Below are 17,593 nucleotides of genomic sequence, written 5' to 3'. Positions count from 1 at the left end.
GGGATTTTGGACTTTTTTACTGGCGGCCATTTTGTGGTACAATGGGTAAGTCCATTTTGGATATTGAATATTGTTGGGGATAGCACCGTTAATGTTGGCACTACATAGGGTAAGAAAATAACAAATGTTCCATGATGCTGTTTCATCCATTTGCGCAGAGGGCGCAACTTTTTTTGGCCTGTTCGGTATATATAGACAGAATCGGACGGGAAAACAGCACATGTATGGGCGAGGAGGGTCTCACTCGGATGATGACAGATTCCCAGATGATTCAGGAAATCAAACAAGGTAATGTTGAGGTTTATTCAGAATTAATGAGGCGGCACCAACGTAAAATTTTAGCTTTTGTTTATCATATGCTGAAAAGCTCGAACCTGGAAATGATTGCTGAGGACTTATGCTCGGAGACGTTTTATAAAGCGTATCGGAGCCTGCATTCTTTTCGCGAGGTAGATGCATCGTTCTCCACTTGGCTATATACAATTGCACGCAATACGGTGCTCAGTGAGCTTCGTAAGCACCGTAGTGGTCAGGTTCCATTGGAAGAGAGCGGTTATGTACCGGTAGCTCCATCGGATGTAATCCCGGAGCAGGCTGTTCTTCGCGGTGAGAAGGTAGAGATGGTTCGTGAAGCAATCAACAGATTGCCTGAGAAGCAGCGATCTGCGCTGATTTTGCGTGAATATGAGCAATTAGATTATCAGGAGATTGCGACTATTCTAGGACAGACGGTCAGTGCGGTGAAGTCATTGCTTTTCCGGGCAAGAACCAGTGTGAAGACGCAGTTGGAGCCTTATTTTTTTGAGCCTCTCTATGAGGAAAACGAAGGGATGAGCAGCCAATGAAATCCAGGGACGCTGAGGATTTGTTCGCTACAGGCAAAAATGTATCGAAACAAGACTCGGAGCGCAGACGGGCCAAAAGCTCGTCTGCCGGGTGGGAGCATGGTTCGGAAGAGAATGATTGGAATTTGTCAAAAGAAAGTCGATCGGCTATTCGTGATATTTCCTTTGAAATAACAGATGATAAGCTAGAGGCAATGAATCGTAGAGTCATGGATCGAATTTATGAAGAATCACCGTGGCTTGTTCCGGGCGAGCATCGACGTGCGCGTGTGAACCCAGCAGCCCGTAAGTATATGTCTGTATGGATCGCCGGCTTCTTGGCCGTATTTTTGTGCAGCTTTTTGTTTTTGAACTGGAATGGAAGCTCCTCTCAGGAAAATCCCCCCCAAGCGGCTCCTGTCATGGACACGGGTATTTTACCGACAGGCCTACTGGAAACTACAAGTACATCTCCACAGTATCAATACCACATTAAAGATGTGAATAGTGGCATTATGGATCCGCTGGTTGCAAGCATTGTTCCTACTTACCCGCAATACTGGATGTTGTTGTCTGTATTGGCACTTGCGCTTGCTTTATTTTCTCTGGGCTGGATCCATCGGACGAGAAGAGTTAGAAATTAGCTGGCAGATGGGCTCCATATAAAATTCATTATATGCCTGAATAACACAACAGCGGAGGACTGACACAATGCTTATTGGCTTGATCAGACATGGATTGACGGATTGGAATGCGGTAGGAAAAATCCAGGGGCACAGTGATATTCCGTTGAATGAGGAAGGGCGTCGGCAGGCACGCTTGCTGGCAGAACGATTGAAGGAAGAGCCTTATCAATGGGACGGGCTTATTACAAGTAGTCTCTCCAGAGCGAAAGAGACGGGGGATATTATTGCCTCTGCCCTGCATTTGCCATTGCTGGAACCTGATGATCGACTAAGAGAACGTGCTTATGGTCAGGTCGAGGGGATGACACAGGCCGAACGTGAAGAGAAGTGGGGAGTTGACTGGCATCTGCTGGATTTAGGGCAGGAAAGCGATGCAGATCTTCAGCTTCGTGCGCTAGCTTTTATGGAGGCTCTTTGGACGGAAAATCGGGACAAGAATCTGTTGATCGTTTCCCACGGGGGTTTCTTGGCTAATTTGTATAAGGCTCTGTATCAGGAAAAATTTACAGAACGAATTGGCAATTTGTCACTAAGTGTACTCCAGCGTGAGGATGCGGACTGGGAACCGCTTTTATATAATTGCACGAAGCATTTGCAAGAGAAAAAGTGACTGCAACTCCAATACTTTGTGAAAGACCACGGCTTCTACTCATCGTAGAGTCGTGGTCTTTTTGTTTTTTAATTATACCTTTGCAAAAAAAGAGGTTTAGAGTCTGAAGATTCCGTCAAAGCTGTGGGTACAACAGGTAAGAATCATTTCCGGATGACAGTCCAGTGACGAGGCGATGGAACAATGAATCTGGCGGATATGCTGACATTTGCGGATATTGTGCATTTGAACAGAATCGCAGTGTATTACGATTGTGACTGCAAACCTAATTCCAAGCATGAGTTGATCCAAGGGATTTTGACAAAGCTCGGCAGTAGTAGTTTTTTTGAGACGCAGGTCAAGGAGCTGAGGTTGTCAGAGGTAAGGTTTTTGAATGCGCTATTGTTCGATGACCGACCTTATTTCAGTATGGAGGAATTGATTGCGATTGCCAAACAGTCTGTCGAGCAGGACGGAGATGCTGGTGAGCGACCACGAGATATTGTGACCCGTCTACGTTCTAGCGGCTGGTTGTTCAATGGTTCAACGCACAATACGAGATATTTGTACCAAATTCCTTCGGATTTGAAGGAGCGCTTTCGGCGTGTTATGGTACATGACTTTCAAAACGGAATGATCCGGGTAAGCGAACCGTCGTCGTATCGGGATGAAGGGCATCTACTGGCGGAGGATTTACGGCTTTTCCTTCAATATATGAGGCAGCATGAGGTTCTGCTTAATCCTGAGGGAGCTTGGTACCGTCGCAATCAGCAGCAGCTAATGGAGCATTTGCACATTGCGGAGCCGTTATTGGGTAAAGGAGGATGGCGTTTTGGCTATGGTTCCTCTTTTAAGTTTTATCCGGATCGAATGGCATTACTGTATGATTACGCCCGGCACTCCAAGTATATTGAGGAGAAGGGAGACCGGGTTGAGCTGACCGCAAAAGGGGAGGCGCAACAGGAACTCGCAATTGAGGATGAAATGATACAGCTATTCAGGTTTTGGTTAAGATTGTATAAAGGAGCCGTACCCAATCTGCTTTCACTAGTCTACTGGATTGGAGAATGTGCCAGGCCATGGACTTCCTCAGAGTCGCTTTTTGTGCATATCGGCCCACTGATCCGACCGTTTTACTATGATACCTCCCGTTCGGTCTTTGATCAGAGGATTATACGAATGATGCTTCACTTGGGTATGCTTCGACAAGGTGAGCATCCGACAGGACCCTCTGTACAAATGACGGCCTGGGGGCAGAAGTTGGCGGGAGAGTGCCGTCTTGGGCGAAACGACTCGGGTATACAGCTCCATTGACAAGCAGTACACATATTGATAGAATTTCACCCAAAATATGAGAGGGTGAAGTTGATGCTAATTCACTACAACGGAAACTTGCCACAACTCCATTCATCTGTCTATGTGGCAGAAGGAGCAAAAATTGTCGGAAAAGTAACGATCGGCCAAGATTCCTCCGTATGGTTTAATGCCGTACTGCGCGGGGATATGGCGCCTATCATTATCGGTGAACGCTGCAATATTCAGGACGGTGTCGTGGGACATGTGAACACGAATCAGCCCCTGTTGCTGGCGGATGATATTTCGGTAGGACATGCTGCCATTATCCACGGTTGTACGATAGGCAAAGGCACTTTAATTGGTATGGGGGCCATTGTACTCAACGGAGCGGAGCTTGGTGAATATGCTTTAATAGGAGCAGGGTCGGTCGTTACGGAAAATACCAAAATACCACCCTATACTCTTTCTATCGGTACACCTGCCAAAGTGGTGCGCGAATTGACAGATGCAGATTTGCAGCGGATGTCACGAACGACACTCAGCTATGTGGCGAAAGGAAAAGAATATAGGATCTCTTAAACTCATGTTGGAGGTGCATCCTATGGATAAAATGAAGGTTACTTATGAGGTAATGTTGGGCCTGTCTGCTGAGATGGTTTTGGACGAGGCATTACGTAAACACCGGAGTGAAAAACTCTACAAGGATATTGATGAGGCGTTAGCCTCCGGAGATGAAGTAGCTTTTCGTCATCTTACGGATGAGCTGAAAGCAATGAGTTAGACCGCTTTTGGTAAGCTTAAGGTGGTCATTTTGACCAAGCGCCAGTTCGAGATTATATCATCAAACCTGACTGTAACGGCGGTCAGGTTTTTTTGATACGCTTGGATATGATATAGTCATTGTAGGATAGTGCCTGTACAAGGCAACTGTCGTATGAACGGAGGATGAAGGACGTGTCGTTATCTTATTTGTGGAGCCGGTCGTTCTTGACGAGCCGGCCCTTTTTGTGGCTGCTGTTCTGGTGTAATTTAGTTGGAACGGTGTATGGGTACATATGGTATGGGGGACAGCTGGAATATACACTGAATTATCACCCGGCGTGGCAGATTGTATTTGTGCCTGATAGTCCGACGGCCAGCCTATTTTTTACAATTTCTATAGCATTTTTGCTCTATCCTCCGCATTTCAAAAGCTTGAAGGTCATTCGCCAGATCATGGAAGCATTGGCTGTCGTTACGAGTGTAAAGTACGGCATTTGGGCTTCGGCTATTATTTTGTGGGGAGTTGCGCAGGGGGGACCTATGGTATGGCAGGATTGGATGCTGATAGCATCTCACACAGCAATGGCGGTCGAAGCGTTACTGTTTGTACGGTTTTTTAGCTGCAAATGGATTGCTTTATGCTTAGCCGCACTTTGGACATTGTTAAATGATACGATGGATTATACCTATGGCATATACCCTTATCTTCCCAGGACGCTAACGGATGATGTGACGCAAGTGCGTACTTTTACCTACATGCTGACCCTTGTTAGTATTGTAGCGGCATGGCTTGCCATGCTAGCACGCAATCGAAAGGTATCGTCTTATCGTGAACTAGCTTGAGTCTTTTGAATGGAGAAATAGAGATGCATATCGTTATAAATCAGAAGGAATATGTATTCCAAAAAGGCATCCGTGATGATCACAAAATAAAAGCAAGCTTTAATTATTTAGCAAAACAGAGTTTTGGTTTTGATTTTGAAGCCTGGTATCAACTGGGGGATTGCAAACTACAGGAATCAAGGTTTGAGTCGGTTTTTAGTAGAGCAAGCGCTGAGAGATTGGCATGGCAATTGTGATGGTATCTATCTGTTTGGAAATGATAGTGTGAAGGATTTTTATCCTAGATTCGGCTTCGCTTCGGCACCTGATTATCAATGTAGTCGGAAGGCACCTACCAGCAACCTAAACATAAAGATTGATCAATTAAATATGGAAGAAATGCCGAATTTGCAGTTGTTGAAAATGAAGAGTGCTGACTTCAATCCGTATTCACTTTTTTCTGCGGAAAACAATGAGTGGTTGGTTTTATTTTATAGTACGTTATTTTTTAAAGACAAGTTTTGGCACATACCTCAATACGATACGATTGTTGTTGCAGGTTTCGAAGGAGATACGATGAACTGTTACGATATTTTTGGAGCGGGCGACATTCCTTATACTACACTGTTTTATATGACTAAGCACCCAAACAGATGTAATGAAAATCCACTTATGTTTCCTATTTTTTCCATATCATAGCCGGTTTCGAATGATTCACCTAAAGCCAGTTCTAGTCCCGTTAACCTTGCCATACAGTAAGGTGAGGAGGGATGTCCCATGATTAGGGGTCGGGGGGTTCGTATTACGTTACGTGTGGTTTCAAGTATTGTGTTATCCATGGTCCTGCTGCTGTCCGTCTGCGTCCCTCCAGGTATGGCAGAAGCGCGCGATCAGTCAAAACCCGAAGGTAATAGCAAGGAAATTGAAGAACTGGATCATGCAGCTGCGACACTGTACCGTGACGTAATGGACGGGAATATTGAAAAAGCGCGCGCGGATGTAGCCGAGGTGAGCAGATGGTTTAGCACTGGACAGATACAGGCTACGCTATCTGTAGAGGCCATTCATGCTCTATCCGGCAGCATCTTGGAAGTGCAGCAAGCTACACAATCGGTTCAAGCATCCCCGGATGAGTGGGTGAAGGCAGCGGCCAATTTACGGCTTGCGACAGATGCGATTGCGCACCCACGCCAGCCCTTATGGCAGCAGTATTATAAGATTTTAAGAGAAGATGTTAGCGGCTTGAATAACCAGTTTGCTAAAGGGAACATGAAGGGATTCAAAGCTGGTACCGAAGTGCTGGAAGACCACTATGAAACGATCCGTACAGCAGCATTGATTCATGGCAGAACAACTGAGGTCGTGCGGACTGATTCCTGGATTTCCTACGTCAAAGGATTGGGGGATCAGCAAAATGCAGATGCCTCAGCGATTAGAGGAGCATTGGACCAGGGCAACCCGACGTTGAATGCCTTGTTTGGACGTGAAAAAGATGCTACCGCACTGGCGCCATTTATCCCGCGTGAGAGTGAGCGCCGGGCTGAATTGGCTATCGGCATGATTGTGCTGTTGGCGCTGGCCTATGCAGGTTATCGTAAATATCGGGCTGGCTTCACTGGGTAATGATGAAAGTTTGAACATTCGCGTCGTTGGTTGTGGAGCCATTCATAGATGTCAGCCCATTGCCCGGATTACCGGGCTATTCCTCTTTGAACCCCTCGCCATGTACATCATGAACATCCTGAATGATGATAAACGCCCGTGGATCAACTGATTTAACAATTTGATGCAGTCGTCTTATTTCCTGACGGGACACGACACAATAGGCAACATGCTTGGCCTGTTTGGAAAATGCACCTACAGCCGGAATAATGGTAACTCCACGATCCATGTCCCTGGTAATAATATCTGCAATGTCCATCGTATGGTCGCTGATAATCATAAAGGCTCTGGCAGAGTAGGCCCCTTCTTGTATAAAATCAATAATCTTGGACGCGATGAACACAGCCACTAATGTATATAGAATTTTTTCTTTTGGTATGTAAAGTAATGAAGCGCCGATAATGACAATATCAATGACCAGCAGAATCCTTCCCATACTCCAGCCAAACTTCCGGTTTAAAATACGAGCGATAATATCCGAGCCTCCAGTAGTGCCGCCAAAGCGAAACACAATACCTAATCCGGCCCCAAGCGTAACCCCTGCATATAATGAAGAAAGTATAAAATCGTGTTCAGTCTGAAAGGTCCCCATCCATCCGAGATGAATCATTTTTTCAAACAACCACAAAAAGAATGTGAGCGACCCGATACCAACCCCCGTGTATATAATCTGCTTGCCCCCAAGCATTTTCCATCCAATTAAAAATAATGGAATGTTCAGTAACAAAGTGGAGAGAGAAGGTGAAATCGAAAAAGCATAATTTAGCAGCAGGGTGATCCCTGTAATACCGCCTTCCATCAGTTTACTGGGTATAATAAAATAAAGCAGACCGAATGCATAGATGGCGGTGCCAAATACGATGGGCAAAATCAATTTAAGCTGTTCCATGGACTTGGATATTTTCATATGATCCCTCACAGTAGCAGTTTAAGGATGGCGACTACATGCAATTTTTGCTAAATCGCAGCCCCTTATGTTTAGTATACCTTTTTGCGACAGCTTTAAAAGACAGATGACTGCAAATTGGGTTCGTTAGTTCACAATTAAAAAAAATTTGTTTTAAAATGTGCTTTACGATAACATATGAATAAACCTGCACATGGGGGGATTGCGTGTTTCATGGAAAAATCGTTAGATGAAATTCAACGTGAGGTAGACCAGTATATCTCTCAATTTAAGGAAGGGTATTTCAGTCCTTTGGCCATGTTGGCCCGGATGTCCGAGGAAGTCGGCGAACTGGCAAGGGAGGTCAATCACTCCTTTGGTGAGAAGCCGAAAAAAACGGATGAGGCGGACAATTCCATTGAGCTGGAACTGGGGGATATTTTGTTCATCACTGTTTGCTTTGCGAACTCACTAGGTATCAATTTGACTGAGGCACATGATAAGGTTATGCATAAATTTAACACGCGTGACGCGAATCGCTGGACCAAAAAGGACACCGATTAGGCGTTTTGTACATATGCTGTACCAAACCGGTTACCCGGAGGTGCAGTGTCATGAAGGCGGAGGAATACGTTCAGAAAGCTTATCAGTGCATTTTGCAGAACGATTTTGAGCAGGCGGTGGAATGGTTTGAAAAAGCGATTTCAGCCCAGCCTGATCATGCGGAGCATTATTTCCGTTGCTCGGTTACCTATGCTCGCAGTGGACGATTGGAGCAGGCCCTGGCATATGCAGAGCATGCGGTCCGTCTCGCTCCACAGCAGGATGAATATGTTCTCCATCTGCATGCGCAGGAAGCCAGGCAGTATACAGAAAAAGCCAGAAAAATGCTGGAGGTCGACAGAGCTACGCCACAGATGCGCCAGGATGCGATTTTGCTGCTCGAACGGGCAATTTCCCTTGATCCGTTATGTGGTGACGCATTTTTACTGCTCGCTTTGATTTATGACGAATTGAATGAATATAAGCTGGCTGTGCAGGCTGCTCGTGAGGCTGCAGCGCTGTTTCCTCATAATGTGCAGCTTGCCAACCTCATGAAGAAATTATGCCAGCAGATGAATGAACAAATCTAGCACAAATGGATGCATAAGGAGTTGTAGGGATATGTCAGAACCAATAAAAGTGGCTGTCGTTGGAGCAGCAGGGCGTATGGGCCGTGAGGTGGTCAAATTGGTTCTTCAGGATGAGGAACTACAGCTTGTAGCCGCAGTGAACAGAACACACGCCGGCAGTGATGCCGGCCTTCTCGTCGGACTACCGGAAGCTGGTATCGCTATTATGGAGGATGTAGAGCAGGCTTTACTGGAGAGTCGAGCCGATGTCATGGTTGACTTTACGGGGCCGCGTTTTGCGTACGCACATACAGCGCTTGCTATTAAGCATGGAGTTCGTCCAGTTATCGGTACGACAGGGTTTACTCCTGAACAAATTGAAGAACTGGACAAGCAGTGTCGTGAGCAACAAATTGGTGGTCTGATTGCGCCCAACTTTTCGATCGGCGTCATTTTGATGATGCGGTTTGCGGCTCAGGCAGCAAAATACTTCCCTCATCTGGAAATCATCGAATATCATGGTGACCAAAAATTGGACGCGCCCTCAGGCACAGCCATTAAGACTGCAGAGCTGATTGCCGAGCAGCGTCAGGAGCTACGACAAGGCAACCCGGAAGAGGAAGAAACGCTAGAAGGATCGCGAGGCGGATACTACCAAGGCTTCCGCATTCACAGTGTCCGTCTTCCCGGTGTGTTCGCACAGCAAGAAGTCATATTTGGAGGATTTGGACAATCTCTGAAAATTCGTCAGGATTCATATGAACGGGCTGGATACATGCCTGGTGTTAAAATCGGTATCCAGAAGGTAATGGAGCAGCCGGGGCTTGTATATGGTTTTGAGCATTACATTGATTAAGAATATACGAATGAATTGATGAATGGAATTATAGAATGAGGCAGGAGGAATTTCGAATGTTAAAGATTGCATTTATAGCGCATGATCGCAAAAAGGATGAAATGGTTAATTTTATTACGGCATATGAGCATGTTTTTACAGATCACCAATTATATTCAACAGGTACAACAGGTCAGCGCATTATGGAGCAAACCAAGCTTCAAATTCACCGCTTCATGTCTGGGCCGCTTGGTGGAGATCAGCAAATCGGGGCTATGGTTGCGCAAAATGACATGGACTTGATTATATTTTTGCGTGATCCACTCATGGCACAGCCGCATGAGCCGGACATTAGCGCATTATTACGTCTGTGTGATGTACAGGGGATTCCTTTGGCAACCAACGTTGCAACTGCTGAAATACTGGTTAAAGCGCTAGATCGTGGCGATTTTGCTTGGCGTGAGCTGGTACATAAATATAAACCGGGCATTGACCAGCAGGGTGATGTAAAATGACGCTGGACATCCTGATTTTCGGAGCCCATGCCGACGATGCAGAAATAGGAATGGGAGGCACGATTGCCAAGCATACAGCCGCTGGGTTAAAGGTGGGGGTGTGCGATTTGACACGGGCTGAAATGTCATCTAATGGTGATGTGGATACTCGTATGGCAGAAGCTGAACACGCTTCAAAAGTGCTCGGGCTGGCTGTGCGGACGAATTTGGGTCTGCCTGATCGTGGGTTATATGTAACTCCTGAACATGTAGCTGCAGTTACAGCAGAAATCAGACGCCATGCACCAAAAATTGTATTTGCTCCTTATTGGGAGGATCGGCATCCGGATCATGTCATGTGCAGCAAGCTAGTAGAGGAAGCTGTGTTTAACGCCAAGTTGAGACGCTTTATGCCCGAAAGTCCTGCAGTACAGGTAGAGCAATTATATTTTTATTTTATTAATGATATCGGCAGAACGGACTTGATCGTGGACATTACCGAGCATTATGAGGCCAAGGAACAGTCGTTGTTGAGTTATGCTTCGCAATTTCAGGCAGCGCCTGGGAAGGATACGGTATCCACACCACTGAATCAGGGGTACGTGGAACGTGTAAAAGCTCGGGACTCGTTGTTGGGTCAACGTAAACTGATTTCATATGCAGAAGGATTTGCGTCCAAAACGCCATATCTGGTTAAGCTATTCACATAAGGATTATATACTTACGCATGTTGTAGAATGCTGAATTACATGGGCATACGAGTGATTATGGATGGACGGAAGGAGGCAGCTTAGCTTGAATGACAAACTGAAAATTGGGATTACCTGTTATCCGTCGCTGGGTGGCTCTGGCGTTGTGGCTACGGAGCTGGGCAAGTTGCTGGCAGAAAAAGGACATGAGGTCCATTTTATTGCCAATAGCATTCCGTTCAGATTAGGCGGGGCGTTCCAGAAGAATATTTTTTATCACGAAGTTGAGGTTAACGATTATTACGTGTTTAGATATCCGCCATATGATTTGTCGCTAGCCACAAAAATGGCCCAGGTGGCTCAAATGAAGAATTTGGATGTACTCCATGTCCATTATGCTGTCCCGCATGCAGTATGCGCTTATTTGGCGAAGGAAATGGTGGGCGATCATTTGAAAGTGGTTACCACCCTGCACGGTACAGATATTACAGTGTTGGCACAGGATGAATCATTAAAGGATCTGATTCGACTGGCTATTAACAAAAGTGACGCTGTGACAGCCGTCTCCAAAGATTTGATTCGGGAGACGATTGATGCGTTGGAAATAACACGACCTATTGATTTGACTTACAACTTTGTAGATAAACGAGTATATTATCCACGAGATGCTGCTGCGCTTAGGAGAGATTTTGCCCAACCGCACGAAAAAATTATGATGCATATTTCCAATTTCCGTCCTGTCAAAAGGGTGGGAGATGTGCTGGATATTTTCGACAGAGTGCAACAAAAGGTACCTGCGAAGCTGCTGTTGGTGGGAGAAGGACCGGATCTTCCGAAAATTCGTTGTAAAATCGAAAGTTTAGGCTTGCAGGACAAAGTCTTCTTTTTAGGTAAGCAGGATCAAATCGCAGAAGTGATTTCTATGGCAGATGTGCTGTTGCTTCCGTCGGAGAAAGAAAGTTTTGGTCTAGTTGCGCTGGAAGCCATGGCTTGTGGAGTACCAACAATCGGTTCTCAGGCAGGAGGAGTACCTGAACTCGTTGTACATGGAAGTACGGGGTATCTGGCTGAAATCGGTAATACAGAGGCGATGGCAGAATATGCTGTAGAACTGTTGTCCGATGAAGCAATGGCGGAACGTTTCCGTGAAGCGTGCCTGACACGCGCACGTACCGTATTCTGTGATAAGCTGATTACTCGTCAATATGAAGAGATTTATTACCGTGTGTTGGGACGCGAGGTGCCGGATCTTAAACCGATCAGCGTTTAAGGGGGCGGACTCGCGTCCGTTTTTTTATTGAATACTTGCAAAGGGGGAAACCCTGTGAATACAAATACTTGGCAACATGCTGACCCAGAGATGGCTCTTCACGGCAGAGAGGTCATACATACACTAACCACAGCAGGCCACGAAGCTTATTGGGTCGGTGGCTGTGTGCGGGATGAGCTATTAGGACGTGCTATTCATGATATGGATCTGACCACCTCGGCTGAGCCTGAAGAGGTCTTAGCACTATTCCTTCATGTTATTCCGACAGGAATCCAGCATGGGACGGTAACGGTCATGCAGGACGGTCATGCGTTCGAGGTGACCACTTTTCGTACGGAAAGCGGTTATACCGATCACCGCCGTCCGACGGAAGTATCCTTTGTGAAGGACATCCGTGAGGATCTGATGCGGCGCGATTTTACGATGAACGCGATCGCGATGGCTGAACATGGGGAGCGAGTGGACCCGTTTGGAGGGGAAGCAGATTTGCGAGCCTCTCTCGTTCGTTGTGTGGGACGAGCTGAGGAACGTTTTGAAGAGGACGGGCTGCGAATGCTGCGCTGCATCCGTTTTGCCTCTGTATTTCGGTTCCGAGTGGCCTACAATACTTGGAAAGGTATGATTCGTCGCAGAGAGGGACTTCAATACATAGCCATGGAACGGGTGCGAGTCGAGTTAGAAAAGGTGCTAGCGGGACCTGACCCATTACGTGGACTGGAGATGCTGGGCCGTAGCGGATTGCTGGGCTGTACGAAGGTTCCGGTTCCTTGGGAACAATGTGACGCACAGGCGCTCCAGGAGATCGTGCAGCTGCCAGCAGAACTGCGGTGGGGTTTGCTTCTTATGTCTTGTAGACTTAGCTCAGAGGCAGCGGACGAGCTTTTAAGAGCTTGGACTTTCTCCAACGCTGTACGTCTACGTTTGGTTCATTTATTGGAATGGGAGACTGAGCTCATCAGTCATGCTGTTGCCATAGCTGGCAACTCAGTTTCGGGGGATTCCGACCGTATCAACGTTGAGGCGCTGCGTCGTAGCTGGATTCGTTTGTTAATTAAGCTGGGAAAGGACACAGCTACAGATTGGCTGGAGCTTTACAAGACACTGCCTTCTTCGTTTCGCGGATTACCGCCATGGGTAGAAAAGCATGTGAAGAAAATTGCCGAACTGGCAAACTCGTGGACACAGCAGGCGGTCGTCGTTCGTATCAAGGATTTAAATATTACTGGAAATGAACTGGTTCAGGCAATGAATCGACCAGGTGGACCTTGGCTGGGACAGATGATGGAACGGCTTTTACAAGCGGTCGCTTGCGGAGATATCCCGAATGAAACAGAAACATTGCTTCAGGAAGTGAAACGGGTGATGAGTAGTGAATAATCATGAAAGATTGTTAGGCATACTGGAGGAAGGTTCATCCGATTACGTATCCGGGGAGGAGATTAGCCGACGACTGTCGGTTAGTCGTACAGCGGTATGGAAGCAGATCAACAAACTGCGTGAGCTGGGTTATAATATCGATGCCTCCTCACGGCGGGGCTATCGGCTGATATCTCAGCCAGACCGGCTGGAAGTTTCCAAATTGGCAGGTATGTTAACCACTCAATCGTTTGGTCAGCGTATCGTTATTCTGGACTCAACGGTATCCACTCAGCAGGATGCAATGCGTTTGGCAGAAGAGGGTGCGCCGGAGGGAACGTTAGTGCTTGCGGAGGAACAAACGGCAGGTCGGGGACGTTTGGGGCGCAAATGGTATTCTCCTCGCGGCAAAGGTATCTGGATGAGCATTGTATTGCGCCCCACCCAGCCCTTGGCCTTTACCCCTCAGCTAACGCTGTTAACAGGCGTGGCGGTGTGTAGGGCTATTCGCCGACTGACGGGTGTAGAGGCAGGCATCAAATGGCCCAACGATCTGCTGATTCATGGTCGCAAGGTATCCGGTATTCTGCTGGAATCTGCAACAGAGGATCAACGGGTTCGCTACTGCATTGCAGGGATTGGCATTGACGTTAATTTGAATGTAGAAGATTACCCGGAAGAGTTATCCCATGTAGGGACATCTTTGAAAATAGAGGCAGGGCTTGAAATTGACCGTACTGCGCTGATTGCTGCTGTTTTGGAAGAAATGGAGCAGCTAAGCAAGCTATATGCCGATCAGGGGTTCCAGCCTATAGCCATGCTTTGGGAGGCGTTATCCGTGACGATGAACCGTAGCGTACGGGCACATACGGGACAAGGGATGGCGGTAGAAGGTACAGCGGTTGGCTTGGACCCTTCAGGAGCACTTGTAATTGAAACGGACCACGGTGAGCGAATCCAGGTCATATCAGGGGATATACATTTGTAGAAGCGACCCTAGCTGAGCATACGACCACAATCTTTCTGTTTCCTGTGTAAAACTTCACGTGAAAAAGCTGATATTTTTTGTTATACTGTGCAGGAGGCGGCATCGGACGGTCCGAGCTGCACTCCAAGGGCACATGCTCTACTTTAGTAAGTTTGTAAGACCATCATAACTTCATTTGAAGGTTACGTTGGATTCTGCTCTGAGCCGAACAGGACCGAGACAGAAGGGACGATCTCAAAATGAGTGTCTTTTTTGGCTGTTCGGACCTTTTGATGACGCATATGTACAGGCGTTCATAAAAGGTTATTTTTTGTGCCAAAAAAAGATGGAAGGGAGCCATTCGCAATGGCAGGAAAACAAGCACTGAATATTGTAAAAATGAAAAAAATGAAGCAAGAGGGCATTCCGCTCAGTATGCTGACCGCCTATGATTATCCATCGGCTAAAATTGCCGAGGAGGCGGGAATTGATATCATTCTCGTGGGTGACTCGCTGGGTAACGTAGTTCTTGGTTACGATTCAACCATTCCTGTGACCTTGGATGATATGGTGTACCATTCCCGGACAGTGGCAAGAGGCGCCGAGCATACGTTCATCGTAGCGGACATGCCTTTTATGACATATCACGGCAGCATATCTGAAAGTCTTCAAGGCATCCGTCGTCTGATGCAGGAAGGACATGCGCATGCTGTTAAATTGGAGGGCGGAGCTGAAATTGCCGATGTCGTAAAAGCGACTGTTCAGGCAGGTGTACCTGTGCTAGGACATATCGGACTTACTCCGCAATCGGTTAATCAGATTGGAGGTTATCGCATTCAAGGTAAGGACGAAGCAGACGCACGCCGTTTAATGGCTGATGCCAAGGCGTTAGAGCAGGCGGGTGCCTTTGGTATTGTACTGGAATTGGTGACTGAGGAAGTGGCAACGGCGATCTCTAAGGAACTTTCCATTCCAACCATTGGAATCGGTGCAGGACGTGGATGTGACGGTCAGGTACTTGTTTATCACGATCTAATTCAATATGCATCGCCATATTTCAGTAAACGTTTTGTTAAAACCTATGCCGATGTAGGCGGCTTGATCCGCAGCAGCATTGAGCAGTATGTGAACGATGTGAAAGGGCGGGCATTCCCGGCCGCAGAGCATGTGTTCAGCGCGGATGATCGCGTTTTGGAGTCCCTGGAGTCCTTGTACGGTCAGGCAAAAGGACAAGCGCAGGAACAAGCTAAGGAAAAGGTGGAATCACAGTCATGATCATCGTAAGAGAAGTGGCTCAACTGCGTAAGATTATTGCCGAGCGTCGGCAGCTTGGGGCCAATAGAGCAAAAATGGTACACGATTCTGCCTCTGTACAACAACATAAAGTCGGCTTTGTACCAACAATGGGATACCTGCACGAAGGACACGCGAGCTTGATGCAAAAGGCGCGTGAAATGGCAGATACGGTCGTGCTTAGTATTTTCGTTAATCCGATTCAATTTGGACCTACCGAGGATTTGGACAGCTATCCTCGCGATGAAGCTCGTGATCTGGAAGTAGCACGGCGCGAAGGCGTGGATATTGTCTTTTTGCCGACTGTAGCAGAAATGTATCCACAGCCAACTCAAACCAAAATTCGCGTATCCGCTTTGACAGACCGCTTGTGCGGCGCTTCCCGTCCTGGCCATTTTGATGGTGTGACTACAGTGGTAGCCAAGCTCTTCAACGTGATAGGTCCTGATTTGGCCTTCTTTGGCATGAAGGATGCGCAACAGGTTGCTGTGCTTCAACAAATGGTGACTGATCTTAATATGAATGTGACCCTCATACCTTGTCCTATCGTTAGAGAGGCCGATGGTTTGGCCCTTAGCTCCCGTAATGTCTATTTAAGTGCGGAACAGCGAGAGCAGGCGTTAGTGCTGTCCCAGTCACTGCTCAAGGTGCAAGAAGTGAGCGAAGATATTGTACAGAACACCATTACGATTGAGCAGTTGCATCAAATGGTGGAGTCGACCATCGCCTCATCTCCTTTGGCAGATATTGACTATATTGAAATATTAACATTTCCTGGCCTGGAGCCCCTTCGCCCTGGGCAGCGCCTATGTGATGTGCAAGAAGATGTCATTGTTGCGCTAGCCGTAAAATTTGGGAATACCCGACTGATTGATAATATAAGAATACAGAAAGTGGAGGTACTTTCCCATGTTTAGAACTATGATGAAATCAAAAATTCACCGCGCGACGGTTACCGAAGCTAACCTGAACTACGTGGGAAGTATCACCATAGATGAGGATTTAATGGAGACATCGGATCTACTGGAGAATGAAAAGGTTCAAATTGTAAACAATAATAATGGAGCTCGACTGGAAACCTATGTGATCCCCGGACCGCGTGGGAGCGGCGTGATTTGTCTCAACGGTGCGGCAGCCCGTCTGGTCCAGCCCGGTGATACAGTCATTATTATTTCCTATGCTTCCATGTCAAATGAAGAGGCCAAAACATACAAACCAACTGTGGTATTTGTGGATGAACATAATAAACCAGCCCAAACGATGAACAAGGAAGTACATGCAACGATCATGTAATGAATGGGAATGCGGATGAAACCCGTCTTTTAAGCGAAAAATGTGAGTGTATTAATCCATCTTTCGTAAGGGCGGGATGCACATGTTCCAGCATGTATTCGCAGAAATGAACAGCATGTTAGATGATATCGTGAAGCATTACCCATCAGCCCAGGGCCCCCGCAGACAGGAGCTGCTACAGCACTGGAGTCTGCTGCGGAGAATGAGTGACGGAATTATGGATGAGTGGCTGGCCTTTGAGGAAAAAATGGTTTACCTGCGTGCAGCAGGATTTTCTGCAGAGGCCGACATGTCTGACGCTGAGCTGCCTGAAAAGGAGCTACCGGCATTTAACCGGGGGCAGGGGTATTATCGCTTACTTATGTACCCGGAGGCAATCCAGCAATTTGAGCAGGTGCTACAGCATTTTCCGAACAGCTGGCAGAGTCACATGTATATGGGAATGGCTCATTTTCAACTGGATGATCCAGCAGAGGCTATAAGCCAGTTTCAAAAGGTGCTGCACCTGACTGAACAGCCAGGGCTAAAAGCGGTCATCTATAATGCGCTGGGTTGTTTGATGGCAAAGCAGGCTGACGTAAAAGAGGCGCAAAAATATTTTGCTCTCGCGCATCAGTTCGATCCAACGTTGCCCGAGCCACTGCACAATATGCAAGCCTGTTTGTCCGGTGTCGAAAAGCTTCGCTACGACAGCTCCATGTTGACCTGGATGTAGTTGTCAGACACCGAGTAAGACGATGCATGCCCACCTCCTTAG

22 protein-coding genes are annotated in these 17,593 nt (G+C 47.0%); 21 read left to right on the top strand and 1 reads right to left on the bottom strand.

What is annotated here, in order from left to right; all coding sequences use genetic code 11:
• Nucleotides 1-248: 248 nt before the first annotated feature.
• The 9 genes from HFE01_RS08085 to HFE01_RS08040 all read left to right on the top strand — a co-directional run bounded on the left by HFE01_RS08085 (nucleotide 249) and on the right by HFE01_RS08040 (nucleotide 6,602).
• Nucleotides 249-845, top strand: a complete 597-nt coding sequence (locus HFE01_RS08085) for an RNA polymerase sigma factor (protein WP_013310707.1) — start codon at nucleotides 249-251, stop codon at nucleotides 843-845.
• Complete coding sequence (locus tag HFE01_RS08080) at nucleotides 842-1,468, top strand: hypothetical protein (protein WP_013371659.1); 627 nt, start codon at nucleotides 842-844, stop codon at nucleotides 1,466-1,468. Before HFE01_RS08085 ends, HFE01_RS08080 begins: the two co-directional genes overlap by 4 nt.
• Before the next feature lie 67 nt (nucleotides 1,469-1,535).
• On the top strand, nucleotides 1,536-2,120 hold the full coding sequence (locus tag HFE01_RS08075) for a histidine phosphatase family protein (protein ID WP_025365124.1): 585 nt from the start codon (nucleotides 1,536-1,538) through the stop codon (nucleotides 2,118-2,120).
• 183 nt (nucleotides 2,121-2,303) lie between these two features.
• A complete protein-coding gene (locus HFE01_RS08070; protein WP_107733433.1) occupies nucleotides 2,304-3,413 on the top strand; it encodes a hypothetical protein in 1,110 nt (369 codons plus the stop codon).
• A gap of 54 nt (nucleotides 3,414-3,467) precedes the next feature.
• Nucleotides 3,468-3,974, top strand: coding sequence for a gamma carbonic anhydrase family protein (locus HFE01_RS08065; protein WP_016822194.1), 507 nt, complete (start codon nucleotides 3,468-3,470; stop codon nucleotides 3,972-3,974).
• Between the two features lie 22 nt (nucleotides 3,975-3,996).
• The gene (locus HFE01_RS08060) at nucleotides 3,997-4,176 is read left to right on the top strand and encodes an IDEAL domain-containing protein (protein WP_013371655.1); all 180 of its coding nucleotides are present in this window, start codon (nucleotides 3,997-3,999) and stop codon (nucleotides 4,174-4,176) included.
• 173 nt (nucleotides 4,177-4,349) lie between these two features.
• Nucleotides 4,350-5,000, top strand: a complete 651-nt coding sequence (locus tag HFE01_RS08055) for a DUF1405 domain-containing protein (RefSeq protein WP_025365122.1) — start codon at nucleotides 4,350-4,352, stop codon at nucleotides 4,998-5,000.
• A gap of 123 nt (nucleotides 5,001-5,123) precedes the next feature.
• Nucleotides 5,124-5,678, top strand: coding sequence for a GNAT family N-acetyltransferase (locus HFE01_RS08045; protein ID WP_243208160.1), 555 nt, complete (start codon nucleotides 5,124-5,126; stop codon nucleotides 5,676-5,678).
• A gap of 78 nt (nucleotides 5,679-5,756) precedes the next feature.
• Nucleotides 5,757-6,602 (top strand): sporulation protein YpjB, encoded by an 846-nt coding sequence (locus HFE01_RS08040; RefSeq protein ID WP_107733436.1) that lies wholly within the window; start codon nucleotides 5,757-5,759, stop codon nucleotides 6,600-6,602.
• A gap of 76 nt (nucleotides 6,603-6,678) precedes the next feature.
• On the opposite strand, the gene HFE01_RS08035 is transcribed toward HFE01_RS08040, so the two are convergent.
• Complete coding sequence (locus tag HFE01_RS08035) at nucleotides 6,679-7,548, bottom strand: YitT family protein (protein ID WP_016822189.1); 870 nt, start codon at nucleotides 7,546-7,548, stop codon at nucleotides 6,679-6,681.
• A 213-nt stretch (nucleotides 7,549-7,761) separates the two neighbouring features.
• Here HFE01_RS08035 and HFE01_RS08030 point away from each other — a divergent pair, with 213 nt between their 5' ends.
• From HFE01_RS08030 to HFE01_RS07975, 12 genes are all read left to right on the top strand, one after another.
• Entirely contained in the window at nucleotides 7,762-8,091 is a 330-nt protein-coding gene (locus HFE01_RS08030; RefSeq protein ID WP_007430805.1) for a nucleotide pyrophosphohydrolase, read from the top strand.
• A 50-nt stretch (nucleotides 8,092-8,141) separates the two neighbouring features.
• Entirely contained in the window at nucleotides 8,142-8,660 is a 519-nt protein-coding gene (locus tag HFE01_RS08025; RefSeq protein ID WP_016822188.1) for a tetratricopeptide repeat protein, read from the top strand.
• A 31-nt stretch (nucleotides 8,661-8,691) separates the two neighbouring features.
• On the top strand, nucleotides 8,692-9,495 hold the full coding sequence (gene dapB, locus HFE01_RS08020; protein ID WP_025365116.1) for a 4-hydroxy-tetrahydrodipicolinate reductase: 804 nt from the start codon (nucleotides 8,692-8,694) through the stop codon (nucleotides 9,493-9,495).
• 56 nt (nucleotides 9,496-9,551) lie between these two features.
• Nucleotides 9,552-9,989: a methylglyoxal synthase gene (gene mgsA, locus HFE01_RS08015; protein WP_013371648.1), complete on the top strand. Its 438-nt coding sequence runs from the start codon at nucleotides 9,552-9,554 to the stop codon at nucleotides 9,987-9,989.
• Nucleotides 9,986-10,678 carry a bacillithiol biosynthesis deacetylase BshB1 gene (gene bshB1 / locus HFE01_RS08010; protein WP_044785198.1) on the top strand — a complete coding sequence of 231 codons (693 nt, stop codon included), beginning with the start codon at nucleotides 9,986-9,988 and terminating at the stop codon, nucleotides 10,676-10,678. The genes mgsA and bshB1 overlap by 4 nt, the downstream gene beginning before the upstream one ends.
• 85 nt (nucleotides 10,679-10,763) lie before the next feature.
• Complete coding sequence (gene bshA / locus HFE01_RS08005) at nucleotides 10,764-11,927, top strand: N-acetyl-alpha-D-glucosaminyl L-malate synthase BshA (RefSeq protein WP_016822185.1); 1,164 nt, start codon at nucleotides 10,764-10,766, stop codon at nucleotides 11,925-11,927.
• A gap of 54 nt (nucleotides 11,928-11,981) precedes the next feature.
• Complete coding sequence (locus HFE01_RS08000; protein ID WP_107733437.1) at nucleotides 11,982-13,304, top strand: CCA tRNA nucleotidyltransferase; 1,323 nt, start codon at nucleotides 11,982-11,984, stop codon at nucleotides 13,302-13,304.
• A complete protein-coding gene (locus HFE01_RS07995; protein WP_019687847.1) occupies nucleotides 13,297-14,271 on the top strand; it encodes a biotin--[acetyl-CoA-carboxylase] ligase in 975 nt (324 codons plus the stop codon). The genes HFE01_RS08000 and HFE01_RS07995 overlap by 8 nt, the downstream gene beginning before the upstream one ends.
• 345 nt (nucleotides 14,272-14,616) lie before the next feature.
• Nucleotides 14,617-15,525, top strand: coding sequence for a 3-methyl-2-oxobutanoate hydroxymethyltransferase (gene panB / locus HFE01_RS07990; RefSeq protein WP_044785196.1), 909 nt, complete (start codon nucleotides 14,617-14,619; stop codon nucleotides 15,523-15,525).
• The gene (gene panC / locus HFE01_RS07985; RefSeq protein ID WP_044785195.1) at nucleotides 15,522-16,460 is read left to right on the top strand and encodes a pantoate--beta-alanine ligase; all 939 of its coding nucleotides are present in this window, start codon (nucleotides 15,522-15,524) and stop codon (nucleotides 16,458-16,460) included. The genes panB and panC overlap by 4 nt, the downstream gene beginning before the upstream one ends.
• On the top strand, nucleotides 16,453-16,836 hold the full coding sequence (panD, locus tag HFE01_RS07980; protein WP_013371641.1) for an aspartate 1-decarboxylase: 384 nt from the start codon (nucleotides 16,453-16,455) through the stop codon (nucleotides 16,834-16,836). The genes panC and panD overlap by 8 nt, the downstream gene beginning before the upstream one ends.
• A gap of 82 nt (nucleotides 16,837-16,918) precedes the next feature.
• Nucleotides 16,919-17,551, top strand: a complete 633-nt coding sequence (locus tag HFE01_RS07975; RefSeq protein WP_016822180.1) for a tetratricopeptide repeat protein — start codon at nucleotides 16,919-16,921, stop codon at nucleotides 17,549-17,551.
• Nucleotides 17,552-17,593 lie beyond the last annotated feature (42 nt).

The sequence above is a fragment of the Paenibacillus sp. EKM10P genome, assembly GCF_011800655.1.
Lineage (GTDB): Bacteria > Bacillota > Bacilli > Paenibacillales > Paenibacillaceae > Paenibacillus > Paenibacillus polymyxa.
This window is presented reverse-complemented; position numbering and strand designations above follow the sequence as displayed.